The following is a 24,546-nucleotide window of genomic DNA, read 5'->3' on the forward strand; positions in this document are numbered from 1 at the left end:
AATCAGCCTCCATATCAACAGAAAAACGAATCACGTGAAAAACTTTTTTGCTTGCAGACATCAAGCCAAGAAGTTTCAAATATTCACTACATAACCTGGGAGGTAATATCATTGTCACAAGGCGAAAAAATTACAGTTACTGGCGGCGTATTGAATGTACCAAATAATCCAATCATCCCGTTTATCGAAGGGGACGGAATCGGTCCTGACATTTGGAAAGCAGCATCAAGAGTACTTGAAGCAGCTGTAGAAAAAGCATATAAAGGTGAAAAGCAAATCACTTGGAAAGAAGTATATGCAGGTGAGAAAGCTTACAATAAAACTGGAGAGTGGCTTCCTGAGCAAACGCTTGAAGATATTCGTGAATACTTAATTGCGATTAAAGGACCACTAACAACACCAATTGGCGGAGGAATCCGTTCATTAAACGTGGCACTTAGACAAGAGCTTGATTTATTCACATGCTTACGTCCTGTTCGCTGGTTCAAAGGTGTACCTTCTCCTGTGAAACGTCCAGAAGACACAGATATGGTGATCTTCCGTGAGAACACAGAAGATATCTATGCTGGTATCGAGTATGCAAAAGGTTCAGACGAAGTGAAGAAGTTAATTGACTTCTTGAAAAACGAATTAGGTGTGAACAAAATCCGTTTCCCAGAAACGTCTGGTATCGGAATCAAGCCAGTTTCTGAAGAGGGAACATCCCGTCTTGTCAGAGCGGCTATCCAATATGCAATTGACCAAGGCCGTAAATCTGTGACGCTTGTTCACAAAGGAAACATCATGAAATTTACAGAAGGTGCCTTCAAAAACTGGGGCTACGAAGTGGCTGAAAAAGAGTTTGGCGACAAAGTCTTTACATGGGCACAATATGATCGTATTGTAGAACAAGATGGAAAAGATGCGGCAAACAAAGCGCAAAGTGAAGCAGAAGCTGCTGGCAAAATCATTGTCAAAGACAGCATTGCAGATATTTTCCTTCAACAAATCCTAACTCGTCCAGCTGAGTTCGATGTTGTGGCTACAATGAACTTAAATGGAGATTACATCTCTGATGCACTTGCAGCACAAGTTGGTGGAATTGGTATCGCACCAGGAGCGAACATCAACTACGAAACAGGACACGCTATTTTTGAAGCGACTCACGGAACAGCACCAAAGTATGCTGGTCTTGATAAAGTGAATCCATCTTCTGTTCTTCTATCAGGCGTGCTGTTACTTGAGCACCTTGGCTGGCAGGAAGCAGCTGATCTAGTGATTCAATCTGTTGAAAAAACAATTGCATCTAAAGTCGTCACTTACGATTTTGCTAGATTAATGGATGGCGCAACAGAAGTAAAATGTTCTGAGTTTGCTGACGAGCTCATCAAAAACTTGTCTTGATTCTTAAACTTTAAAGTTAAAGGGGAAAAAGGAAATGGCAAACAAGCGTAAAAAAGTATCTGTCATCGGAGCAGGTTTTACTGGAGCAACTACAGCATTTTTAACAGCTCAAAAAGAATTAGCGGATGTCGTCTTAGTTGATATACCGCAGCTTGAGAACCCAACAAAAGGGAAAGCTCTTGATATGCTGGAAGCAAGCCCTGTTCAAGGCTTCGATGCGAACATTACAGGCACTTCTAACTACGAAGATACAGCCGGTTCTGATGTCGTCGTCATTACGGCAGGAATTGCAAGAAAGCCGGGAATGAGCCGTGACGATCTCGTGTCAACAAATGAAAAAATCATGCGCAGCGTGACACGCGAAATCGTTAAATATTCTCCAGAAGCAATTATTGTTGTGTTAACAAACCCTGTTGATGCAATGACATATGCAGTTTATAAAGAATCAGGATTACCAAAAGAAAAAGTCATTGGACAATCGGGTATTCTTGATACAGCACGCTTCCGTACGTTTGTTGCTCAAGAATTAAACCTATCTGTCAAAGATGTGACGGGCTTTGTCCTTGGTGGACATGGCGATGACATGGTTCCGCTTGTTCGTTACTCTTATGCAGGCGGTATCCCGCTTGAAACATTGATTCCAAAAGATCGAATTGATGCGATTGTTGAAAGAACAAGAAAAGGCGGCGGCGAAATCGTGAACCTATTAGGTAACGGAAGTGCCTATTATGCACCTGCTGCTTCACTTGTAGAAATGGTTGAGGCGATTCTAAAAGATCAGCGCCGCGTGATCCCAACGATTGCTTACCTTGAAGGTGAATATGGCTACGAAGGCATTTACCTTGGTGTACCAACAATCGTAGGTGGAAACGGCCTTGAGCAGATCATTGAGCTTGAGCTGACAGAAGAAGAAAGAAGTCAGCTTGACCGTTCTGTTGAATCTGTTAAGAACGTCATGAAAGTATTGTCTTAATATGAAAAAAAGAAGGCTTCTCTTATGAGGGGCCTTCTTTTTGTTTACAAAACAAATCTTGTCGAAATTTTAAATTGTCCTCTTGTTAAGCTTTCGTTAAAATGAAAGAGAAAGCATGACTTCTCGCTTTTCACATAAGATACAAAAAAACGGATGCAGGGGAAATCACTAATTGGAGGCACAACATGAATAAAAAAATATTAGTTGTGGATGATGAAGAATCGATTGTAACACTTCTAAGCTATAACCTTGAAAGGGCGGGCTATGATGTCGTCACAGCAAGAGATGGGGAAGAAGCGCTTGAAAAAGCAGCAAGTGAACAGCCTGATCTTATTGTATTAGATTTAATGCTTCCGAAGATGGACGGCATTGAAGTGTGCAAACAACTGAGAATTCAAAAAATGATGTTCCCTATTTTAATGCTGACAGCAAAGGACGATGAATTTGATAAGGTGCTCGGTCTTGAACTTGGAGCCGATGATTACATGACAAAGCCATTTAGTCCTAGAGAAGTGGGTGCTAGGGTAAAAGCTATCTTAAGAAGAGCGCAGCAATCTCAGCCTGTCCCCACGCAAGAGGACAAGGAAGAGGTCATTGCAGACCAAATCAAAATTGGTGAACTGCGCATTTTACCAGAACACTATGAAGTCTACTTCCAAGAAGAACGCCTAGAGCTTACGCCGAAGGAATTTGAACTGCTGCTTTACTTGGCTAAGCATAAAGGACGTGTCCTCACACGTGATCTGCTGCTAAGTGCTGTTTGGAATTATGACTTTGCTGGTGACACTCGTATTGTAGATGTACACATCAGCCACTTGCGGGACAAAATTGAAAAGAATACGAAAAAACCAACATACATTAAAACCATTCGCGGCTTAGGCTACAAATTGGAGGAGCCAAAGCCAAATGAGTAAAATTAGAACCCGCCTGTTTTCGGGACTTATTTTTCTCCTTTTTATTGTGTTTGTCGCACTTGGCCTTTTTCTGGATCACATGTTCCATGTTTTTTATCAAACAAAATTAACGGAACGAATGGAAAATGAATCGAGCTTTCTTCTTTCTTCCATGGATGGTGATGATCTGCAGGCGAAGCACAACAAGGAGATCCTCAATCAGGCAAAGCAGCATCTCGATATGAATGCGTCAATTGTGGATCTGAAGGGGAATATCATACATACAACGGGTCAAGCGGAGCAAAGGGGCATCATTCAAAACACACTGAACAATGAACGGCTTCAAACAAAAGGCGTCGTCATTGAGGATGAGAAGGATGCGCTGTTTCATTACGCAGTCCCTATTCTGAAACAAAACGAACCGGTAGGCTATTTATTTCTCCATGCGTCATTCCAGCCTTTAAATGAAATTGACGGCCAGCTTTGGCTCGCTTTAGCCGTTTGTCTTGGCTCGGCAATTATTATCATCGTTTTCTTTGGATACCGCATGTCGATGAAATATGTAAAACCGATAGATTATGCCACAAAGGTAGCCAAACAGCTGGAACGCGGGAACTATGATACCAACCATTATGAAGAGCTCATCATTGAAACAAGTGAGCTTAATACATCAATGAAGCGTCTGGCAGAAAGCCTTCAAGAAATGACAAGCACTGGGGAAATGCAGCGGGACCGTCTGCAAACAGTCATTGAAAACATCGGTGCAGGAATTATTTTGATTGATAAGATGGGTTATATTAACCTAGTCAATCGAACCTTCCGCAAGCAGTTTAAGGTGCAAAAGCACATTTACATGCACAAGTTGTATCATGAAGCATTTACACATGAAGAAATTATTGAACTGATTGATGAAATTTTCATGACAGAAACGAAAGTGCGAAAGTTTTTACGCCTAGCCGTTGACATTGAACGGCGCTACTTCCAAGTGGATGGTGTCCCAATTTTAAGTACAGACGATGAATGGAAAGGAATTGTCCTTGTGTTTCATGACGTGACAGAAACAAAGCAGCTCGAGCAGATGCGAAAAGATTTTGTCGCCAATGTGTCTCACGAATTAAAGACGCCGATTACGTCGATTAAAGGATTCTCCGAAACCCTTCTTGATGGAGCGATTGATGACAAAGAAGCGCTAACACAATTCCTTTCCATCATTCTAAAAGAGAGTGTCCGACTCGAAACTCTCATTCAAGATTTACTCGATCTTTCCAAAATCGAGCAGCAGCATTTCAAACTGAACATTCAAGACGCCAATGCGACAGAAATCATTCAAGAGATTGAAGTTCTTTTAAAACAAAAAGCCGCAGAAAAAGGCATTCAATTACAAGTGCGTATCCCGAAAGAGCCTGTCTATGTGATGGCAGATCCGCTGAGATTAAAGCAAATCTTCCTCAATCTCGTGAACAATGCCCTTACCTATACACCAGAGGGAGGGAGTGTCACCATTTCTGCAAGACCGCGGAAAGGCGCCTATGAATTTGATGTAGCAGATACAGGAATCGGCATGAAGAAAAGAGAGATTCCAAGAATATTTGAGAGATTTTATCGAATTGATAAAGATAGAAGTAGAAATTCAGGCGGAACAGGACTTGGTCTTGCGATTGTCAAACACCTTGTGGAGGCGCATGAAGGGACGATTTCAGTCCATAGCAAACAAGGCAAAGGAACGACTTTTACAGTGAGCCTGAAATCAAAATAGGGAAAAAAGGAAAGTCGCGTTAAAATTTACATGATCTTTACAATGGATTCATGTTGAGTTAAACAATCATTGGTAGGATGAATAGGAACCCCTTCATCCAAGGAGCCAATTTTGTAAGGACGAAAACTCTTGTAGTTTTCGTCCCTTTTTTTATGCAGGTTTGACTATTTTCTTTTCAAAATAAACTTTGATAAAATGATGATACAATGTGTGAAAGAGACGGCTGAAATGGCTCAGCCGATGGAGGATTAAAACATGACAGACAAAAAGAAATTAGTACTAGTGGATGGAAACAGTCTCGCTTATCGAGCTTTTTTTGCTTTGCCGCTATTATCAAATGATAAAGGCGTCCATACAAATGCCATTTATGGCTTTGCAATGATCTTAATGAAGATGCTCGAGGACGAGAAGCCAACCCATATGCTCGTCGCATTTGATGCGGGAAAAACAACATTCCGCCACGAGACATTTAAAGAATATAAAGGCGGAAGACAAAAAACGCCGCCAGAGCTATCAGAACAAATGCCCTTCATCCGTGAACTATTAGATGCCTATCAGGTGAAAAGGTACGAGCTTCCTCAATATGAGGCTGACGATATTATCGGTACATTGGCTGTGGAGGCAGAAAAAGACGGCTTTGAAGTCAAAATTTTCTCAGGAGACAAGGACTTGACGCAGCTCTCAACAGACCATACGACGGTGGCGATTACGAAAAAAGGCATTACAGAAGTAGAATATTACACACCGGCTCATATTGAAGAAAAATATGGTCTGCGCCCAGATCAAATCATCGATATGAAAGGCTTGATGGGAGATTCCTCAGATAATATCCCAGGGGTGCCGGGTGTAGGGGAAAAAACAGCGATAAAATTGTTAAAGCAGTTTGAAACGGTAGAAAACCTGCTTGAACATATTGACGAAGTCAGCGGTAAAAAACTCAAAGAAAAGCTTGAAGAATATAAAGAGCAAGCGGTGATGAGTAAACAACTCGCAACGATTCTTGTAGAAGCGCCAATTGATGTATCAAGCAAGGATCTCGCATATGAAGGTCCTCATATGGATCAAGTGATCTCTCTTTATAAAGAACTAGGCTTTCAAACGCTGCTAGAGCGACTAGGAGAAGCACCAGAAACAGGTGAACAGGTCGAAGTTGAAGCATTAGAAGTGAAAAAAATGACCGATGTAACGGATGAGATGCTGACAGATCATGCCGCCCTTGTGGTAGAACAGCTTGGAGATAATTATCATGAAGCGGATTTGATCGGTTTTGCGATCCATAATGAAAACGGTGCGTTTTTTATCACGAAAGAAGATGCACTTCAATCAGATGCATTTAAACAATGGGTACAGGATGAAACGAAGAAGAAATGGGTCTTCGATTCAAAAAGAGCAGTTGTCGCCCTCAGATGGCATGATGTCGATCTAAAAGGTGTCGATAACGATGTTCTGCTCGCTTCCTATGTCGTCAATCCTCAGAAATCCTATGAGGACGTCGCAAGTGTGGCGAAGGAATACGGTCTTAACATCGCATTTTCTGATGAAAAAGTGTACGGAAAAGGAGCAAAGCAGGCGATTCCACCTGAAGATGAACTGAAGGAACATCTTGGGCGAAAAGCAGCGGCGATCTCTGCTCTGCATGACTTAACACTTGAAGCACTAGAAAAAAATGATCAACATGAACTGTATGAAGACTTAGAGCTGCCGCTTGCCCTCATCTTAGGTGAAATGGAATCACTTGGCGTAAAGGTAGATATTGAGCGCCTAGAGAAGATGGGTGAAGAGTTAGCGAAAAAGCTGAAAGAATATGAAGAAACCATTCACCGCTTAGCAGGAGAAACGTTTAACATCAATTCTCCTAAACAGCTTGGCGTGATTCTTTTTGAAAAATTAGGTCTGCCGATTATTAAAAAGACAAAAACAGGCTACTCGACATCTGCGGATGTTCTTGAAAAGCTAGAAGATAAGCACGAAATCATTCGGTCTATTCTGCATTACCGCCAAATTGGAAAGCTGCAATCGACCTATGTGGAAGGCTTAATGAAGGTAACGCGCAAGGATACACATAAAGTGCATACACGATTTAATCAAGCGCTCACGCAAACAGGAAGACTAAGCTCAACAGATCCAAACCTGCAAAACATCCCAATTCGTTTAGAGGAAGGACGGAAGATTCGTCAAGCATTCGTTCCATCAAAAGAAGGCTGGCTTATGTTTGCTGCTGACTATTCACAAATTGAGCTGCGTGTACTCGCTCATATTTCTCAGGATGAGAATTTGATCGAAGCGTTTACGCAAGATATGGATATTCACACGAAAACAGCGATGGATGTGTTCCATGTTTCAGAAGAAGAAGTGACTTCCTCTATGAGAAGACAAGCCAAGGCTGTCAACTTCGGAATTGTATATGGAATCAGTGACTATGGATTATCTCAAAATCTTGGGATCACAAGAAAAGAAGCAGCTGCCTTTATCGAACGCTATTTAACAAGCTTTAAAGGCGTGAAAACCTATATGGAAGAGATTGTGCAGGAAGCGAAACAAAAAGGATATGTCACGACGCTTCTCAAACGCAGACGGTATATCCCGGATATCACCAGCCGCAATTTTAATATCAAAAGCTTTGCGGAAAGAACAGCCATGAACACACCAATCCAAGGCAGTGCAGCTGATATTATTAAAAAAGCCATGATTGATATGGCGCGTATGTTAAAAGAAGAAAACTTGCAGGCAAATCTTTTATTACAGGTGCACGATGAATTGATCTTCGAAGCGCCGAAAGAAGAAATTGCCATACTCGAAAAAATTGTCCCTGAAGTCATGGAAAATGCACTTCAGCTAGATGTGCCGCTAAAAGTTGATTTTGCTTCAGGCCCATCTTGGTACGACGCAAAATAATAGAGAGAGAAAAAGGAGCGAGGAGCATGCCGGAATTACCAGAAGTTGAAACCGTCCGGCGCACACTCAAGCGGTTAGTCGAAGGAAAAACGATTGAAACGGTCGATATCAAATGGCCAAATATCATCAAACGTCCTGGGGAGCCGGAAGAGTTCGCAAGAAGGATGGTAGGAGAAACGATACAAACCATTGAAAGAAGAGGAAAGTTCCTGCTCTTTCATTTAGACCACTACGTAATGGTCTCCCATTTAAGGATGGAAGGGAAATACCGTGTACATGAAGCGCATGAGCCATACGATAAACATGTACACGTCGTCTTTACATTTACAGATGGTACTGAGCTTCGGTATCATGATGTGCGTAAATTTGGCACGATGCATTTATTTCAGCCGGGTGAAGAGGAAAAGGAACTCCCGCTCTCACAGCTGGGGTATGAGCCTTTTGATGATCAATTCAGTCCAGAATATTTATGGGAGCAATTGAAAAAAACATCCCGCGTGGTCAAAACAGCGCTGCTTGATCAAAAGATTGTCGTGGGATTAGGTAATATTTATGTAGATGAGGTTCTGTTTAAAGCAGGCATTCATCCAGAAACAAAAGCGAATCGGCTCAGCCTTGAATCGTGTAAAGTACTTCACAGGCATATTATCGATACACTTCAAGTAGCGGTAGATGCAGGAGGAAGCACGATTCGCTCATATATCAATTCACAAGGTGATATTGGAACATTTCAGCTGCAGCTTCTTGTGTATGACCGGCGGGGAGAGCCTTGTCAAACATGCGGAAGCATCATTGAGAAAACAGTAGTCGGAGGGCGCGGCACACATTTTTGTGTGACCTGCCAAAAACGTCCTCAATAAAAATCAGCCATCAGCATGCTCCCTTTTTGCTGTGCATACGATAAAAAACATTCATTTTTCAGCAAGGTGTAGACTGACACACAGCCCACCTGCTCTTCATATAGTGAAGAAGAGTCTAAGGACGCTTAGAGACTCTTGATCATCGTTGCATGAACAGAAAGGAAGAGTTCAGGTATGATTTCGATTTCGCTCCTGTTTTTAGCTATTGCAGTCAGCATTGACAGCTTTTCTGTAGGCTTTACGTATGGACTTCGTAAAATGAAGATTCCATTTAAAGCGATTGTCATTATTGCATGCTGTTCAGGGATTGTGCTGCTCATTTCTATGCTGATTGGCAGCCTGCTGACGACATTCCTCCCTGTCTCAGTGACAGATAAACTTGGTGGAGGCATTTTGATCGCCATTGGACTTTGGGTCCTTTATCAATTTTACAAACCAGCGAAAGAGCGTGATTTGCTTCTTCATGAAAAGACATTGCTCAATGTGGAAGTGCAGTCACTTGGTCTTGTCATTCAAATTTTGCGAAAGCCGATAAGCGCAGATATTGACCGTTCTGGGACGATCAATGGAATAGAAGCGGTGCTTCTTGGGATTGCTTTATCCATTGATGCATTTGGCGCAGGGATTGGCGCTGCGATTCTAGGCTTTTCTCCAATTGTCATGAGTATCACTGTGGCCGTGATGAGCTCACTCTTTGTGTGTATCGGGCTTCGTTCCGGTCATTACTTGGCAAATTGGCGCTGGATCGATAAACTTGCATGCTTACCAGGGCTTCTGCTCATTTTAATTGGGGTGTGGAAGCTGTAAAGGAGGAAATCAATTGACGCTTGTCATTGGATTAACAGGCGGGATTGCTACTGGAAAAAGCACCGTCTCGCAAATGATAAAAGAGCAGGGCATCCGGGTCGTGGACGCAGATGTCATTGCAAAAGAAGCTGTTGCCAAAGGAACACCAGCTCTTCAACAAATCGTTCAAACCTTTGGCGAGGATGTTCTCCTGCCAAATGGGGAGCTGAACCGGAAGCAGCTTGGAGCCATCATTTTTTCTGATGAAGAGAAAAGAAAGCAGCTGAATGCGATTGTTCATCCTGAAGTGAGAAAGGAAATGCTCAAACAGAGAGATGAAGGGGTTAGTCAGCAAGAAACCTTCGTTGTCCTCGATATCCCGCTTTTATTTGAAAGTCAGCTGGAAAGCCTCGTCGACCGCATCATTGTGGTGTATACAACTCCTGAATTGCAGCTGTCGCGGCTCATGAATCGAAATGACCTCAGCGAGGAAGAAGCGCTGAATCGTATTCACTCTCAGCAGTCTCTTGAGGAGAAATGTAAAAAAGCAGACCGCGTGATAGAGAACACACAAGATCTTGCTTTTATCAGAAAGCAATTGCAAAACATATTAAATGAATGGGAACATACAGATAAGTAAGAGTACATACACGTACTCTTCTTTTTTTATGCTTTATTCTTATTTCCTTTGAAAAGAACAGCCCTTTTTAGAAAATATACGTTTATATACTGGCAATTACATTCTAATGTGATATACTAATTTCATAAATAAATTTATTGAGTATAACACATAATAGAGGAGTGACCTGTTCATGAAGGTAAAAGCAGCGATCAATGGGTTTGGCAGAATTGGACGCATGGTCTTCAGAAAAGCAATGCTTGATGATCAAATTCAAATTGTAGCGGTGAACGCAAGCTATCCTGCCGAAACGCTAGCACATTTAATTAAATATGACACAAATCATGGACGTTACGAATGTGATGTGACAGCAGAAGATGACGCCTTGATTGTAAATGGCAAGAGAGTGCTTTTGCTTAATAATAGAGACCCAAAGCAACTTCCATGGGGAGAGCTTGGAATTGATATCGTCATTGAAGCAACAGGTAAATTTAATTCAAAAGATCAAGCGATGGGCCATATAGATGCCGGAGCGAAAAAAGTCGTTCTAACAGCTCCAGGTAAAAATGAAGACATTACAATTGTGATGGGTGTCAATGAGGATGATCTTGATCCTGAAAAGCACGTCATTATTTCAAACGCATCTTGTACAACAAACTGTTTAGCACCAGTTGTGAAACTGTTAGATGATGAATTTGGCATCGACAACGGTTTAATGACAACGGTTCATGCTTATACAAATGATCAAAAAAATATCGATAACCCGCATAAGGATCTGCGCCGGGCAAGAGCATGTGCTCAGTCCATTATTCCAACTACGACAGGTGCCGCTAAAGCGCTTTCTTTAGTGCTTCCGCACATGAAAGGGAAATTGCATGGGCTTGCACTTCGCGTGCCAGTTTCCAATGTGTCGATGGTGGATCTTGTGGTAGACCTAAAAAAAGATGTCACAGCAGAAGAAGTCAATGCAGCCTTCTCGAATGCATCTAAAACATCTCTTGCTGGTATTTTAGATTACACAGATGAGCCGCTTGTCTCTACCGACTTTAACACGAACCCTTATTCAGCAGTCGTTGATGGATTGACAACGATGGTAATGGAAGGGAGAAAAGTAAAAGTTCTTGCATGGTATGACAATGAATGGGGTTATTCATGCCGAGTGGTTGATCTTGTGAAATTTGTCGGCGCACAGATGAAAGAGCTTTCTGCTGTTTGAAATGAAGAAGACGATCGTCCCTTTTCAAGAAATGAGAGAAAATCCCACTAAAAACACAGCTTGCAAAATGGGTCTAAACAAAGTATACTATTTTTCGTGAACTTCTTGTTCGCAGACTCATTCGGGTATACTTAAAGGGTTAGGACCTCTTAGGACTAACTTTCCCCCGTGGTATATGTCCGGTCCGGCTGCTTAGAACTTCACTCTTTCATTCTTGTTTAAAGGGGGGTCCATGATGGAAACAATCGGACGTCACGTTATCTCCGAGCTATGGGGATGCGACTGTGATAAACTGAACGACATGGATTTTATTGAAAAAACGTTTGTAAATGCAGCTTTGAAATCAGGAGCTGAGGTAAGAGAGGTTGCTTTTCACAAATTTGCACCTCAAGGAGTAAGTGGAGTTGTCATTATTTCTGAATCTCATCTGACAATTCACAGCTTTCCTGAACATGGTTATGCGAGCATAGATGTTTATACTTGCGGCGACCTAGATCCGAATATTGCAGCAGATCATATCGGAGATGAATTAGGTGCTGAAACAAGAGAAAACATCGAAATTCCTCGAGGCATGGGACCTGTACAAGTAAAACAGGCACAAGCCAAAGCACTGTAAACATAAAAAAGATTGCAATGGGAGCTGGCCAAAAGCATTAAATGCCTTTGTGTTATGCTCCTTTTTATATTTATTTGATAAAAAATCCAACATTCCCCAGCTTGTCTATACTTTTGTTCTAGGAAAACAAAGGTTTTTTTTATAAAATAAAGAAAGAGGCATTATGGCAAAGGGGATACGTGTATGATTTTAAGACAAAAGTTTAAACGGTTCATGTCAAACCATACAGAAACATCTGACGAGCATCCAGTGTCAAAACTGAAAAGCCATTACTACAAATCGACGAATGCACAAGTTTTTCACGCGGTGGAAGCCATTCTTTCCCGAAACGATTCCTATCAAGTGACATCTGTTTCAGCAGAACGAGGTGAAATCAGCGCAAACATACGAGTGCCGAAAAAAGCCTTTCTCGTGGCGACTGTCATTTCAATTCGTCCTTTTGAAACAGCTGTCGATTTTAATGTAACAACAGAAACGGCCCTGCCAACAGATTTCGGCTATAGCCAGAAGACCGTTCTGTCCCTTTATGATGAACTAGACAAACAACTTCCAAGAATAGATCGGAGCTGATGATATGAAATGTCCCACATGTCAGCACCTTGGCACAAGGGTGCTTGATTCAAGACCAGTAGATGAGGGGAAATCCATCCGTCGTAGAAGAGAGTGCGAAAGCTGCCAATATCGCTTTACGACGTTTGAGAAATTAGAAGAATTACCGCTAATTGTGGTGAAAAAAGAAGGGATTCGAGAAGAATTCAGCCGCGAAAAAATGCTGAGAGGACTCATCAAAGCGTGTGAAAAGCGTCCTGTCGCTTTAAAGCAGCTGGAGGATGTCTGCTTTAATATCGAAAAAGAACTTCGCAATCAAGGCATGTCAGAAGTAAAAAGCGAGCTTGTAGGTGAAATGGTGATGGACGAGCTGGCGAAAATTGATGAAGTGTCTTACGTTAGGTTTGCCTCGGTTTACCGGCAGTTTAAAGACATCAATGTCTTTATTGATGAATTAAAAGATCTATTAAAGAAAGAACGCTAAAAAGAGCTGGAGATTCTTCATGCTCTTTTTCCTGCGTAAAGCGTAAAACGCAAAAAGAGTGTACAATGGAAACAATCGCAATTCATGGGGAGGATCAGCATATGACAGAGCATTGGAAGGAAGTGCTAGCCGTCGATCCGTATGTCGTCAAAAGCGCTTCATTGCTCGGTGACATCGATAGACAGCTCATCACTCTTTTATATCAGCCGCTTATTGGCATGTCCGCTTTCAGCTTATACATGACGCTGTGGGGAGAGCTGGAACAAAATCGTATGTGGGGAAAACCTGCACCTCATCGGCAGCTCATGGTCATGCTGCAGACGAATTTAAATGATATTTTTGAGGAACGTTTAAAGCTTGAAGCGATCGGCTTACTCCGCACATATGAACAGGAAACGGAAGAAGGCAGACTGTTTACATATGAGCTTGTACCGCCGCTAAGACCGGATGAATTTTTCCAAGATGGTATGCTGAATGTCCTGCTGTACCATCGTGTAGAGAAAGCAAAATATATGCAGCTTCGTGATTATTTCTCTTATCCAGGTGTTCCTGCAGAAGCAAAGAACATTTCACGGTCGTTTGAAGAAGTCTTTCACGTATTGCAGCCAGGCGAACGCAAGATGACAGAAGAGATTCATCAGGCGACATCGCTTGATCAAGGCTATGAATATGTGACTGTTGGATCGAGTCAGCCGGCACCGCTCTCAGACGAATCCTTCGATTTCGATCTATTGTTAGCGGGTATGTCTGACATGATGATTCCAAGAAAGGCTTTGACAAAGCAGGTAAAAGAAACAATTAAGAAGTTAGCTGTTGTATACGGCATCACCCCGCTTCAAATGCAAAATATTGTGGCAGGTGCATGCGGTTCGGATCAAATGATCTCAACAGAAGAGCTGAGAAAAGCAGCAAGAGACTGGTACCAAATTGAATACAGAGGCGAACAGCCAAAGCTGATTGATCAAAAACAGCCAAGACACTTGCGACAAGATGCTTCAAAGACGCCGGCAGCGGATACTCCAGATGCAAAATTGATTGAAAAGCTGGATTATATTTCGCCTAGAGAGCTGCTAAAAGACATGGCAGATGGCATTGAGCCAACATATGCTGATTTAAGAATTGTCGAAGATATCATGCTCGAGCAGCAGCTAGAGCCAGGTGTCATGAATGTTCTCATCTACTATACCTTACTCAAAACAGATATGAAGCTGTCGAAAACATACATGCAAAAAATCGCCGCTCATTGGGTAAGAAAGAAAATCAAAACCGTTGCTGCGGCGATGAAAATTGCCAAAGAAGAGAACAGACAAATGACAGAGTGGGCGCAGCAGAAAAAGCAGCGCAGCACATATGGTTCAGGAAAAGTCGTCAGGGAAGAGAAACTGCCTGACTGGATGAAAGAAGCCGAAACAAAAGAACAGCCGGCAAAAGAGCAAACGGACAATCTGTCTACAGAAGACCTCGAACGAGAAAAAGAAAAACTGTTAGATCAGTTTAAAAATATGAAAAAGTACAATGCACATTAAGGTGAGGTGAGATGGGATGAAACCGATCGGTCGTTCATTTGAACAGCTAAAAGGACGAGTAGATTTTCGCGTGAGATACAATCAGATTAAAGAAAGTGTGTTATCTGATGAAGATGTGAAGGCCTTTTTACAGAAGCATCAAGAAGAGATACATGAAGACATGATCAATCGCAGCTTGAACCGGCTCTTTGAATATGTGCAGCAGTCGAAGGGCTGCTCTTACTGCTTAGATGACGAAAACGTCAATGCCATTTTAGATGGGTATCACCCGAAGCTTGTGATCAAAGGTCAGAGTATTGATATTGAATATTCCCCTTGCCCAGTCAAGCTGCGGCTCGATAGACAGAAAAAACAGCAAGAGCTGATGAAAAGCATGTATATTCCGCAAAATGTCCTTCAAGCGACGTTCGCTGATCTGAACGTTGTGGGAAGACAAGAGGTCATCCAAAAAGTAGGTCAATTCCTCCAAAGCTATGATGAGACTGGAAAAGGAAAAGGCTTGTATTTACACGGAAAATTTGGAGTAGGAAAAACGTATATTTTGGCAGCCATTGCGCAGCAGCTAGCGGAGAAAGAATACCCATCTCTTCTTGTTTACGTACCTGAATTTGTGAGAGAGTTAAAAAATTCGTTAGCTGATCATACGCTAGAAGAAAAGCTGAATATGGTCAAATCCACCCCGATTTTAATGCTTGATGATATTGGGGCAGAATCGATGACAAGCTGGGTGCGGGATGAACTGCTCGGTACGATCTTACAATACCGTATGGCAGAACAGCTGCCGACGTTTTTCTCTTCTAATTTCTCACCAAATGAGCTGAAGCATCACTTTACGTACTCACAGCGCGGGGAAAAAGAAGAGGTCAAAGCCGCCCGTTTAATGGAACGGATTCTCTATTTAGCAGAGCCGGTCTTGCTCGAAGGAGAAAACCGCCGTCATTTATAAAAGCGTATGTCACTTGAAGGAGGAGCAAATGAAATGAACAAAAGAAAATGGCTGCTTTTTCTCGTGATTAGCATTCTTGCTGCTGCGCTGTGGTGGCTGAATAAACAGCATCTTCAGCTCGCGCCGAAAGATGTGAAGAATTGGGTGCTTCAATTTGGGATACTGGCTCCCTTTGTTTTTCTTTTCTTATCTCTTTTTCGCCCGTTTGTTCTCGTCCCGATTACGGTCTTTTCGCTGGCAGCAGGTTTGGCATTCGGCAGTGTCCTTGGGACGATTTATGCCCTCATTGGGGCTACAGCCGGGGCAACAGGCTCCTTCATGATTGCGTCAACCTTTCGTGCAAAAAAGAAGGAAACGGAATCAAACAGCCGGAAGCTGAAAGCGGTGACGTCCCGCATTCAGGAGCATGGATTTCTTTATATTTTGTTATTGCGTATTGCACCGATTCATTTTGATTTTGTCAGCTATGCGGCAGCCGCTTCACGTGCAAATTATCGTGCATTTGTGGCAGCCACCTTTTTAGGCTTAATACCGGGTACAATTGCGTTAAATGTTCTCGGCTCAAGCTTTGTCAGCGGCAATTATGCCGCCTTAGTGGTTGTTTGTTTGATTTATTTGATCTTTATCTCCGTTCCACTCATTTTAAAAAGAAAGATGCCTGATTTATTTTAGGCGTCTATTTTTTATGTTTCCCCCATATATATGTAACAGATGTCGTTAGGGGGGACAAACATGCTTGAAATAATCTTTGAAGATGAATATGATACCGCCGCTTTTTTACATCTTGCTGAACACTTGGACAGTCGGCATCACATGTCAATTCAACAAGGGAAAGACCGGCTTCTTATAGAGGCGAAGGAATCAGAAGAAGCACTTGAGCACATTGTGCGGCCATTATTGGTTCACTTTTTTTTGGAATGCAAAGAAAATGAGCGCATGCGCAGCATCCTTGAAAACACTTATTTTTTTAAAGATCCTGAAGAGCAGCACCAAATTCTTTCCATCGCTCACAGTATCATGAACGGGGACTTAGATGATATTCCCGGCATTCAGCAAGACCCGTCAAGAGAAGCCCTTTTAAAAAAGGAGCTTGAGGCAATTTCTTTACAGCAAGGTGTTTTTTCAATTGGTTCATTTATGACATTTAGGCTGTCAGAGTATGATCGAAGGCTGAAGAACTATGTTGAAGTGTCCATTGAAGAATACAAAATGGAGCAAGAGTATCAAAACTTCATTCAATCGCTTCGAGACTATGTGATGGCAAGAGAGCCTAGGCTCGAAAAAGTACATGTTGTGCATCAGGACCGCCTGGTGATTTGGGAATTTCGCTACGCTTCTGAGCGTGATCAAAAACAATACATAGACAGACAGTTTGTAAGAGAGCATCCAATGTATATTGATTCGCAGCTGATTGCACCGCTTGTCTCCATTGCACCGCAAAAAATTGACCTGTTTACAAATGATACAGGTCACTCGATGGTGCAAACGATTCAAAATATTTTTCAAGAAAGGGTCGAGGTGTTCCCGTCTCATTCATTCCAAGAGCAGAATGTTCAATTTGTACATGACCATTTCGACAAGAAAAGTGAAAAGCTTTCTTGATTTTCACGAAAAAACGTTTTATAATACGGTGTAACTTCATACAGAGACCGTATTGATAAGGACATGAACAAATGAACACCCGCTTAAAGAGAGGGAAGCCGCGGCTGAAAGCTTCCTAGCAGAGGACCATTTGCTTTACCACCTTTGAACATCAGCTGTGAACTTTTTAGTAATGGCTGACGGGAATTCCCGTTATCGAACCGCAAGCCGTATTTGCTTATGAAAAGCAAGTTGCAAATACGGGAAAAAGGGTGGAACCACGATTCCGTTTATTCAACCTCGTCCCTTTCCAGGGGGCGGGGTTTTTATATTGCCAAAAAAAAGGAGTGACCAGAGATGTCAAAACAAATTCAACTTACATTTCCAGATGGAGCAGTCAAGGAGTTTGACAAAACAGCTACAACAGAAGACATCGCGGCATCAATTAGCCCGGGCCTAAAGAAAAAAGCACTTGCCGGTAAATTGAACGGTAAAGAAATAGATCTGCGTACGCCGCTATTAGAAAGTGGAACAATCGAGATCATCACAGATAAAAGTGAAGAAGCACTCGACATTATGCGCCACAGCACAGCCCATTTGCTAGCGCAGGCGATCAAACGCCTTTATGGAAAAGAGCATCACGTTCAGTTTGGCGTAGGTCCTGTCATCGAAAATGGCTTCTACTACGATGTGGACATTGATGTTGCCATCACACCTGAAGACCTACCAAAGATTGAAAAAGAAATGAAGAAAATCATTAACAGCAATTTGCCAATTGAGCGAATTGAAGTATCAAGAGAAGAAGCGAAAAAACGCTTTGAAGCGATTGGTGATGAGTTGAAGCTTGAGCTGTTAGAGGCGATTCCAGAAGGTGAAGCTGTGACGATTTATGAGCAGGGTGAATTCTTTGACCTCTGCCGCGGTATTCACTTGCCGTCTACAGGGAAAATCAAAGAATTTAAACTGTTAAGCCTTGCAGGTGCATACTGGAGAGGTGATAGTAACAACCAAATGCTTCAGCGTATTTACGGAACAGCTTTCTTCAGCAAAGAAGATTTAAATGAGCATTTACGTCTGCTTGAAGAAGCGAAAGAGCGCGATCACCGTAAGCTTGGAAAAGAGCTGAAGCTGTTTGCAAATTCCCAAAAGGTTGGTCAAGGTCTTCCGCTTTGGTTGCCAAAAGGCGCAACGATCCGCCGCGTCATTGAGCGTTACATTGTCGATAAAGAAGTGCGTCTTGGCTATGAGCATGTGTACACACCAGTTCTTGCGAGTGTTGAGTTGTATAAAACATCAGGACACTGGGCGCATTATCAAGAAGACATGTTCCCCGTGATGGAAATGGACAACGAAGATCTTGTTCTTCGTCCGATGAACTGTCCGCACCATATGATGATTTACAAAAACGAACCGCACAGCTATCGCGAATTGCCAATTCGTATTGCAGAGCTTGGTACAATGCACCGCTATGAAATGTCAGGTGCTTTATCCGGCCTTCAGCGTGTCCGCGGTATGACATTAAACGATGCACACATCTTTGTTCGTCCAGATCAAATCAAAGACGAGTTCATCCGTACAGTTCGCTTAATTGAAGAAGTGTATCAAGACTTTGGCTTGAATGACTACACATTCCGCTTATCTTACCGTGATCCAGAAGATACTGAGAAGTATTTTGATGACGATGCGATGTGGAATAAAGCACAATCGATGCTGAAGGATGCAATGGACGAGCTTGGCCACGATTATTATGAAGCAGAAGGCGAAGCAGCATTTTATGGTCCGAAGCTTGATGTACAAGTGAAGACAGCTCTTGGAAAAGAAGAGACATTATCCACTGTACAGCTTGATTTCTTACTTCCAGAACGCTTCGATCTCACATATATCGGAGAAGATGGAAAGCACCATCGTCCAGTCGTCATTCATAGAGGCGTTGTTTCTACAATGGAACGCTTCGTTGCCTTCTTAATTGAAGAATACAAAGGAGCTCTGCCAACATGGCTGGCACCTGTACAATTCCAAGTCATCCCGGTTTCACCGTCTGTTCATTTAGACTATGCAAAAAAAGTACAAGAACGTTTACAGCTTGAAGGTCTTCGTGTAGAGCTTGACAGCCGTGATGAAAAGATCGGATACAAAATTAGAGAAGCGCAAATGCAAAAGATTCCGTACATGCTTGTTGTCGGAGATCAAGAAGCAGAAAATGGCGCTGTCAATGTTAGAAAATACGGGGAACAAGATTCAGAAACAATGGATCTTGAAGCCTTTGTGAAACATGCAGTAGCAGAAGCGAAAAAATAATGAAGCAGCCAGTGATTCTTTTTAGATCACTGGCTTTTTTCTTTTTGGAAAACTTCCTCCACTAGTGATCCAATTCCTAAAAGGAGACGTTTAGATAGTACAAAAGTAAGGGTAAGTATGTACTATTGGTTTGAGACAAATTGGGGGAATGAAATCGATGAAGCAAACAATAAACTCTTTATCGTCACAAGTATTGGAGCAATCAGCTGTTTTTCGTGCATTAGAGCACTCGCTGGCAATGATTGAATTTAATGTGACAGGTGAAGTTCTATGGGTGAACGATATTTTTGCTAAAGCCATGGATTATTCAAAAGAAGAGATGATCGGTCTTAAACATAGACAGTTTTGTCCTCGGCATATTACAGAAGACAAAAGCTATCACATGTTTTGGAAGCGTTTGAGAGAAGGTCAAGTCTTTCAGGAAAAAGTACAACGGATCACAAAAAACGGCAGCAGCTTATGGCTCGAAGCGACATATTCACCTGTTCGAGATGAAGAAGGAAACGTAGTGGGTGTTGTGAAAGTGGCGACAGATATTACGGAGAGAGAACTCTCGATGAAACAGGTTGTAGAAGACTTAAAGGAGATGTCTGCGAAATTAATGGAACGAGCAGAAGTTGGCATTCAGCATAGCCAAAGTGTCAATGCCTCCTTTAATCATATAGCAAACGAAACCGATCAAAATATGAGCTTGCTAAAAGGATTAACGGAGCAGGTAGAGTCCATCAGCTCCATTGCGGCAACCATTAACAGTATTTCTTCGCAAACCCAGCTACTCGCCTTAAATGCGGCAATAGAAGCGGCCCATGCGGGTTCCTATGGAAATGGCTTTAGTGTAGTGGCAGCAGAAATTCGAAAGCTTGCGACAAATTCAAAAGAAGCGATCATCAAGGTAGATCAATATGTGAAGGCGATCCATGCAGAAGTAGAGAAGGTCAGCAGCGGAACAAGCCGGGCGAAGACAACTGTGTTTACAAACCGGGATCTTGTAAAGCAGGCAAGCGAGGAATTCATCATTGTAGGAGAAGCAGCACGCGGTTTAGACCGGCAAGCGCAAAGTCTAGCAGCAATCATTTAGCTCTGTGAATAAAAAACACCCAATCTCGTCAGGAGAAGGGTGTTTTTTTGTTCTATTTTAATATATCAAACAATTCATGTAAGTCTTTGATTTCATAATCAGGCGTCACATCATCTGTTTCATTTTTCTTGCCATGACGGTTGATCCAAACGGTTTGGATACCTACACGAGATGCGCCGAGAATATCTGTTTTTGGATTATCTCCAACCATGATCACTTCGTCTTTTGTTAAGTTTAACAGCTGAAGGCAGTGCTCAAAGATACCTGGATCAGGCTTGCCTTTCCCATAATCCCCTGAAATCACAATCTCGTTAAAATAAGGAGCAAGCTCAGGAACACCTGCAAGTTTTTCCTTTTGAAGGCTAGGATCTCCGTTTGTTAAAAGGAGCAATTCGTAGCTGCCTTTCAGGCGGTTTAAAACAGGGTATGTTTCTTCATAGACATATGGGCGTTTCCTACGCTCTGCTGCAAAGAAATCAGCCAAATATTGTCCAAATGCCTCATCGTCAATTCCCGCTGCCCTTAAGCCATTGGTCCAAGCATTTTTGCGATATTCTGGTGCAATGGCGTTCAGCTTTTGAAAGCCTTCGCTAATCGGTTCACTAAAATTGGACCACAGTCCTTCGAAAGGATTAATGCCGATCATGACAGTATAATCATATGTTTCATAGGAAGAGTACAGCTTTCTTGCTTCTTCACGTACAATCTGTTCAAACGATTCTGGATCGAGTCCATATTTCTTTTCCGCTTCCCGGCAAGTTTCCTGAAAAGTTGTGTGAATGCTTTTTTCGTCCCAAAGCAAAGTATCATCTAAATCGAAAAATACGGCTTTCATGATCTTCTCCCTTGTTATGTATGTGTTACCTTCAATTGCAAGTGACAGGCTCATGTTCATTTTACAATAGAAGAAGAGGCCAATAAAGAAAAGATTTGAGAGATCTTTGATCATTGACCGCACATGATAGAATAGAAAGACAGTAGATATGACATACATCATTTGAGGTGGCCGGTTTGCTTCATTTAATTATCATGATGATCGAGCGTGTAGGGATCATCGTTATTCTAGGATTTGTACTTGCCCATGTGAAGGGCTTTCGCAATCTATTGCTTCATAATCAAGGATTTCAAAAAAAGGCAATCCTTATCTTCATTTTTGCTTCTTTTAGCATTATCAGCAATTACACAGGAATTGAAATCCATCAGCAAATTGTCATGAATCATGAGTTTTCTTATCATCTCGGCTCGTCAAGTTCTATCGCCAATACGAGAATTATGGGGATCGAAATGGGCGGTTTGATCGGGGGGCCGTTTGTAGGGATTGGCGCAGGGCTTTTAGCTGGAATTCATCGCTATTCCCTTGGGGGAAGCACCGCGCTCAGCTGTGCGATTTCTTCCATTTTAGCCGGTGTCATTGCAGGTTATGTCGGCAGCAGGTTTAAGCGGAGGAATCGGATGGTGACACCTCGCCAAGCAGCTTTTTTTGGTGTGGCGATGGAATCATTACAGATGATCATTATCCTTCTGTTTGCAAGGCCATTTGCGGATGCATGGGGGCTTGTCAGTATCATTGCCCTGCCGATGATTCTTGTGAATGGAATCGGCAGCTTTATCTTTTTATCTATTTTACAGTCAGTCATTCGGCAAGAAGAGCAGGCAAAGGCGATGCAGACGCATCGTGTATTTTTGATCGCCGATCAAACACTGCCTTTTTTCCGCCAAGGGTTAAATGAACAGTCTTGTAAAAGTGTGGCGGAGATCATTCATCGGTTGACTGAAACAGATGCAGTCTCCTTAACAGATACAGAAAAGATTTTAGCACATGTCGGAGATGGAACAGATCATCATATTCCATCTAAAAGCTTGATTACGGGGCTGTCGAAACAAGTCTTGATGAGCGGCAAGATTATGAAGGCACATTCGAAGGGCGAAATCAATTGTTCCGTCGCTCATTGCCCTCTTGAAGCCGCCATCGTGCTGCCGCTCACTTCTAACGGTCAAACGATCGGGACGTTAAAAATGTATTTCAATTCTCCGGTCGGATTAAGCAGGGTGGAAGAGGAGCTTGCAGAAGGTTTGGCGATGCTGTTTTCCACACAGCTTGAGCTTGGAGAGGCGGAAACCCAGAGCCGCCTGCTAAAAGATGCAGAGATCAAAGCCCTTCAAGCACAAGTGAACCCGCACTTTTTATTTAACGCCATTAATACCATCTCTGTTTTATGCAGAACCAATGTGGAGATGGCAAGGAAGCTGCTGCTGCAGCTAAGTATTTATTTTCGCTCAAATATGCAAGGTGCCCGCCAGCTGCTGATTCCAATGCATAAAGAGATTCAGCATGTGGAGGCATATTTGTCACTTGAACAAGCAAGATTTCCAAATAAGTACCATGTGACCTTTCAAATTGAAAAGGAGCTGGAGCAGGTGATGATTCCGCCCTTTGTGATTCAGGTGCTTGTTGAAAACGCTGTGAGACATGCTTTTCCTAAACATCAAACAAATTGTGAAGTCATCGTATCCGCTTTGATGAAAGATGGGCATGTTTATATGAAAGTAACAGATAATGGGCAGGGAATTGAAGATGATAAGATGGCTCAACTATTAAAAGCGCCTGTCGAATCACTAGAAGGAACAGGGACAGCTCTTTTTAATTTAGATCAGCGGTTAAGAGGGATTTTTGGTAGACAAGCTGCTTTATCGATTCATAGTGACCAAGGCACTGACATCTCATTTCGCATTCCAATGGATTATGTAAAAAAGGATGATTCTCGTTGATAAAGGTATTAATCGTAGATGATGAAGTGTTAGCAAGAGATGAATTAAAATACTTATTACGAAGAACGAAAGAGGAGGTTCAAATAGAGGAAGCAGAAAATATAGAATCTGCTTTTGATCGGATGGTCGATCAGAAGCCGGATCTGCTCTTTTTAGACATTGATTTATCTGGTGAGAATGGATTTGATATTGCTAAAAGGCTCAACCGGATGTCTGATCCGCCAGCAGTTGTATTTGCTACAGCCTTTGATCAATATGCTCTGAAGGCGTTTGAGGTAAGTGCGCTTGATTATTTAACAAAACCATTTGATGAAGAGCGGCTGCTCCAGACCATTCAAAAGTTTAAAAAATGGAAATCTGTTGAAACGCAAGAGCACCAGCTGTCAGATGAGAAAATACCCCAACAGCAAAAATTAGCGATCTCAGTTGATGACTCAATTGTGATCCTGCAAGTTGAAGAGATCATGTATGTAGGACTCAGCGAGGGGAAAAAGGTTGTGAAAACAAAGGATCACATGTATGAGGTCACAGAACCGCTGGTGGTCATTGAAAAGAAACTTCCTGAGGCTTACTTTATGAGGGTCCATCGCAGCTATATCGTGAATACCTCTCATATGAAAGAAGTACAGCCGTGGTTTAATTCGACGTACAATCTGCATATGACAGACGGGTCCATCATTCCTGTCAGCCGCACATATGCCAAAGAATTAAAGAAGTCACTCCTGCTAGAGTAGGAGGGCTTTTTTTGTTTGTATTTCAATACTCGTTTTTTGCATTTCAGTCATTGAATTCAGCGAGTTTTATTGTAAACGCTTCATTCATTTATTTCATGCCTTATACTGAGGGCAGTCGAAGAAAGAGGTGAAGGGGCATGAGTGCCACGAAAGTTTATGGATTTCTATCTCAAGCATTTATTTTTGCAACTGTAATGTTCGTTTCTAATCTCATTTCAATGTATTTACCGATTCCGATGCCCGCATCCGTTATTGGTTTGGTTCTATTATTTGTTTTGTTAACAACGAAAATCGTCAAACTGGAGCAGGTGGAGCAATTAGGTACATCATTGACAGGACTCATTAGCTTTCTATTTGTTCCCTCTGGGATCTCAGTTATTCAATCACTAGGTGTCATGCAAGAAGTAGGTGTGCAAGTAGTCGGCGTCATTATCATTGCAACCATTATGTTACTTGCAGCGACAGGGCTGTTTTCACAGCTTCTCATGCAATTATCAGAAAGACCGCAGAAACGTAAAGAGACAAAGGAGAGTAAATCTGCTCCTTCTCATTCAAATAAACCAGCTTCAAGTACGCATTAAAGG

The 24,546-nt window shown here is 42.2% G+C and carries 22 protein-coding genes and 1 other annotated feature; of the genes, 21 read left to right on the plus strand and 1 reads right to left on the minus strand.

What is annotated here, in order from left to right; translation table 11 throughout:
- Positions 1-111 precede the first annotated feature (111 nt).
- From icd to V6Z54_RS13205, 18 genes are all read left to right on the plus strand, one after another.
- The gene (gene icd / locus V6Z54_RS13120; protein WP_024424789.1) at positions 112-1,383 is read left to right on the plus strand and encodes an NADP-dependent isocitrate dehydrogenase; all 1,272 of its coding nucleotides are present in this window, start codon (positions 112-114) and stop codon (positions 1,381-1,383) included.
- 34 nt (positions 1,384-1,417) lie between these two features.
- Positions 1,418-2,356: a malate dehydrogenase gene (gene mdh / locus V6Z54_RS13125; protein WP_008356047.1), complete on the plus strand. Its 939-nt coding sequence runs from the start codon at positions 1,418-1,420 to the stop codon at positions 2,354-2,356.
- Between the two features lie 185 nt (positions 2,357-2,541).
- The gene (locus V6Z54_RS13130; RefSeq protein WP_041086581.1) at positions 2,542-3,270 is read left to right on the plus strand and encodes a response regulator transcription factor; all 729 of its coding nucleotides are present in this window, start codon (positions 2,542-2,544) and stop codon (positions 3,268-3,270) included.
- Positions 3,263-5,005 (plus strand): ATP-binding protein, encoded by a 1,743-nt coding sequence (locus V6Z54_RS13135; protein WP_041086579.1) that lies wholly within the window; start codon positions 3,263-3,265, stop codon positions 5,003-5,005. The genes V6Z54_RS13130 and V6Z54_RS13135 overlap by 8 nt, the downstream gene beginning before the upstream one ends.
- A 255-nt stretch (positions 5,006-5,260) precedes the next feature.
- A complete protein-coding gene (gene polA, locus V6Z54_RS13140; RefSeq protein ID WP_338527405.1) occupies positions 5,261-7,900 on the plus strand; it encodes a DNA polymerase I in 2,640 nt (879 codons plus the stop codon).
- A gap of 26 nt (positions 7,901-7,926) precedes the next feature.
- A complete protein-coding gene (gene mutM / locus V6Z54_RS13145; protein WP_075611752.1) occupies positions 7,927-8,760 on the plus strand; it encodes a DNA-formamidopyrimidine glycosylase in 834 nt (277 codons plus the stop codon).
- Positions 8,761-8,934: 174 nt separating this feature from the next.
- A complete protein-coding gene (ytaF, locus tag V6Z54_RS13150) occupies positions 8,935-9,567 on the plus strand; it encodes a sporulation membrane protein YtaF (protein WP_041086572.1) in 633 nt (210 codons plus the stop codon).
- Between the two features lie 13 nt (positions 9,568-9,580).
- The gene (coaE, locus tag V6Z54_RS13155; protein WP_041086570.1) at positions 9,581-10,186 is read left to right on the plus strand and encodes a dephospho-CoA kinase; all 606 of its coding nucleotides are present in this window, start codon (positions 9,581-9,583) and stop codon (positions 10,184-10,186) included.
- Between the two features lie 172 nt (positions 10,187-10,358).
- On the plus strand, positions 10,359-11,381 hold the full coding sequence (locus tag V6Z54_RS13160) for a glyceraldehyde-3-phosphate dehydrogenase (RefSeq protein WP_024425707.1): 1,023 nt from the start codon (positions 10,359-10,361) through the stop codon (positions 11,379-11,381).
- Positions 11,382-11,616: 235 nt separating this feature from the next.
- Positions 11,617-11,997, plus strand: a complete 381-nt coding sequence (gene speD, locus V6Z54_RS13165; RefSeq protein WP_003216492.1) for an adenosylmethionine decarboxylase — start codon at positions 11,617-11,619, stop codon at positions 11,995-11,997.
- Between the two features lie 183 nt (positions 11,998-12,180).
- A complete protein-coding gene (locus V6Z54_RS13170) occupies positions 12,181-12,567 on the plus strand; it encodes a cytosolic protein (protein ID WP_338527406.1) in 387 nt (128 codons plus the stop codon).
- A gap of 4 nt (positions 12,568-12,571) precedes the next feature.
- Entirely contained in the window at positions 12,572-13,030 is a 459-nt protein-coding gene (gene nrdR, locus V6Z54_RS13175; RefSeq protein WP_003216720.1) for a transcriptional regulator NrdR, read from the plus strand.
- A 101-nt stretch (positions 13,031-13,131) separates the two neighbouring features.
- Positions 13,132-14,556 carry a replication initiation and membrane attachment family protein gene (locus V6Z54_RS13180; RefSeq protein ID WP_338527975.1) on the plus strand — a complete coding sequence of 475 codons (1,425 nt, stop codon included), beginning with the start codon at positions 13,132-13,134 and terminating at the stop codon, positions 14,554-14,556.
- A 16-nt stretch (positions 14,557-14,572) separates the two neighbouring features.
- Complete coding sequence (dnaI, locus tag V6Z54_RS13185) at positions 14,573-15,502, plus strand: primosomal protein DnaI (RefSeq protein WP_024425710.1); 930 nt, start codon at positions 14,573-14,575, stop codon at positions 15,500-15,502.
- Between the two features lie 33 nt (positions 15,503-15,535).
- Complete coding sequence (locus tag V6Z54_RS13190) at positions 15,536-16,174, plus strand: TVP38/TMEM64 family protein (protein WP_041086882.1); 639 nt, start codon at positions 15,536-15,538, stop codon at positions 16,172-16,174.
- 60 nt (positions 16,175-16,234) lie between these two features.
- A complete protein-coding gene (gene ytxC / locus V6Z54_RS13195; protein WP_041086566.1) occupies positions 16,235-17,104 on the plus strand; it encodes a putative sporulation protein YtxC in 870 nt (289 codons plus the stop codon).
- A gap of 43 nt (positions 17,105-17,147) precedes the next feature.
- Positions 17,148-17,394 (plus strand) — a binding site (T-box leader).
- Between the two features lie 46 nt (positions 17,395-17,440).
- Complete coding sequence (thrS, locus tag V6Z54_RS13200) at positions 17,441-19,381, plus strand: threonine--tRNA ligase (protein ID WP_041086565.1); 1,941 nt, start codon at positions 17,441-17,443, stop codon at positions 19,379-19,381.
- A 157-nt stretch (positions 19,382-19,538) separates the two neighbouring features.
- The gene (locus tag V6Z54_RS13205) at positions 19,539-20,459 is read left to right on the plus strand and encodes a methyl-accepting chemotaxis protein (RefSeq protein ID WP_338527407.1); all 921 of its coding nucleotides are present in this window, start codon (positions 19,539-19,541) and stop codon (positions 20,457-20,459) included.
- Between the two features lie 52 nt (positions 20,460-20,511).
- On the opposite strand, the gene V6Z54_RS13210 is transcribed toward V6Z54_RS13205, so the two are convergent.
- Complete coding sequence (locus tag V6Z54_RS13210) at positions 20,512-21,294, minus strand: HAD family hydrolase (protein ID WP_338527408.1); 783 nt, start codon at positions 21,292-21,294, stop codon at positions 20,512-20,514.
- 176 nt (positions 21,295-21,470) lie between these two features.
- On the opposite strand from V6Z54_RS13210, the gene V6Z54_RS13215 reads away from it, so the two are divergent.
- The 3 genes from V6Z54_RS13215 to lrgA all read left to right on the plus strand — a co-directional run bounded on the left by V6Z54_RS13215 (position 21,471) and on the right by lrgA (position 24,543).
- Positions 21,471-23,228, plus strand: coding sequence for a sensor histidine kinase (locus tag V6Z54_RS13215; protein ID WP_338527409.1), 1,758 nt, complete (start codon positions 21,471-21,473; stop codon positions 23,226-23,228).
- Positions 23,225-23,962 carry a LytTR family transcriptional regulator DNA-binding domain-containing protein gene (locus tag V6Z54_RS13220; RefSeq protein WP_041086557.1) on the plus strand — a complete coding sequence of 246 codons (738 nt, stop codon included), beginning with the start codon at positions 23,225-23,227 and terminating at the stop codon, positions 23,960-23,962. Before V6Z54_RS13215 ends, V6Z54_RS13220 begins: the two co-directional genes overlap by 4 nt.
- Before the next feature lie 137 nt (positions 23,963-24,099).
- The gene (gene lrgA / locus V6Z54_RS13225) at positions 24,100-24,543 is read left to right on the plus strand and encodes an antiholin-like murein hydrolase modulator LrgA (protein ID WP_024425718.1); all 444 of its coding nucleotides are present in this window, start codon (positions 24,100-24,102) and stop codon (positions 24,541-24,543) included.
- Positions 24,544-24,546: the final 3 nt, after the last annotated feature.

It is taken from the genome of Bacillus sp. MAG717A, assembly GCF_036884855.1.
Taxonomy (GTDB): domain Bacteria; phylum Bacillota; class Bacilli; order Bacillales; family Bacillaceae; genus Bacillus; species Bacillus safensis.

Coding starts and splice junctions, on each gene's coding strand:
- mdh (WP_008356047.1), top strand. CDS start 1,418: ATGGCAAACAAGCGTAAAAAAGTATCTGTCATCGGAGCAGGTTTTACT.
- V6Z54_RS13130 (WP_041086581.1), top strand. CDS start 2,542: ATGAATAAAAAAATATTAGTTGTGGATGATGAAGAATCGATTGTAACA.
- V6Z54_RS13135 (WP_041086579.1), top strand. CDS start 3,263: ATGAGTAAAATTAGAACCCGCCTGTTTTCGGGACTTATTTTTCTCCTT.
- polA (WP_338527405.1), top strand. CDS start 5,261: ATGACAGACAAAAAGAAATTAGTACTAGTGGATGGAAACAGTCTCGCT.
- mutM (WP_075611752.1), top strand. CDS start 7,927: ATGCCGGAATTACCAGAAGTTGAAACCGTCCGGCGCACACTCAAGCGG.
- ytaF (WP_041086572.1), top strand. CDS start 8,935: ATGATTTCGATTTCGCTCCTGTTTTTAGCTATTGCAGTCAGCATTGAC.
- V6Z54_RS13160 (WP_024425707.1), top strand. CDS start 10,359: ATGAAGGTAAAAGCAGCGATCAATGGGTTTGGCAGAATTGGACGCATG.
- speD (WP_003216492.1), top strand. CDS start 11,617: ATGGAAACAATCGGACGTCACGTTATCTCCGAGCTATGGGGATGCGAC.
- V6Z54_RS13170 (WP_338527406.1), top strand. CDS start 12,181: ATGATTTTAAGACAAAAGTTTAAACGGTTCATGTCAAACCATACAGAA.
- nrdR (WP_003216720.1), top strand. CDS start 12,572: ATGAAATGTCCCACATGTCAGCACCTTGGCACAAGGGTGCTTGATTCA.
- V6Z54_RS13180 (WP_338527975.1), top strand. CDS start 13,132: ATGACAGAGCATTGGAAGGAAGTGCTAGCCGTCGATCCGTATGTCGTC.
- dnaI (WP_024425710.1), top strand. CDS start 14,573: ATGAAACCGATCGGTCGTTCATTTGAACAGCTAAAAGGACGAGTAGAT.
- V6Z54_RS13190 (WP_041086882.1), top strand. CDS start 15,536: ATGAACAAAAGAAAATGGCTGCTTTTTCTCGTGATTAGCATTCTTGCT.
- ytxC (WP_041086566.1), top strand. CDS start 16,235: ATGCTTGAAATAATCTTTGAAGATGAATATGATACCGCCGCTTTTTTA.
- thrS (WP_041086565.1), top strand. CDS start 17,441: ATGTCAAAACAAATTCAACTTACATTTCCAGATGGAGCAGTCAAGGAG.
- V6Z54_RS13205 (WP_338527407.1), top strand. CDS start 19,539: ATGAAGCAAACAATAAACTCTTTATCGTCACAAGTATTGGAGCAATCA.
- V6Z54_RS13210 (WP_338527408.1), bottom strand. CDS start 21,294: ATGAAAGCCGTATTTTTCGATTTAGATGATACTTTGCTTTGGGACGAA.
- lrgA (WP_024425718.1), top strand. CDS start 24,100: ATGAGTGCCACGAAAGTTTATGGATTTCTATCTCAAGCATTTATTTTT.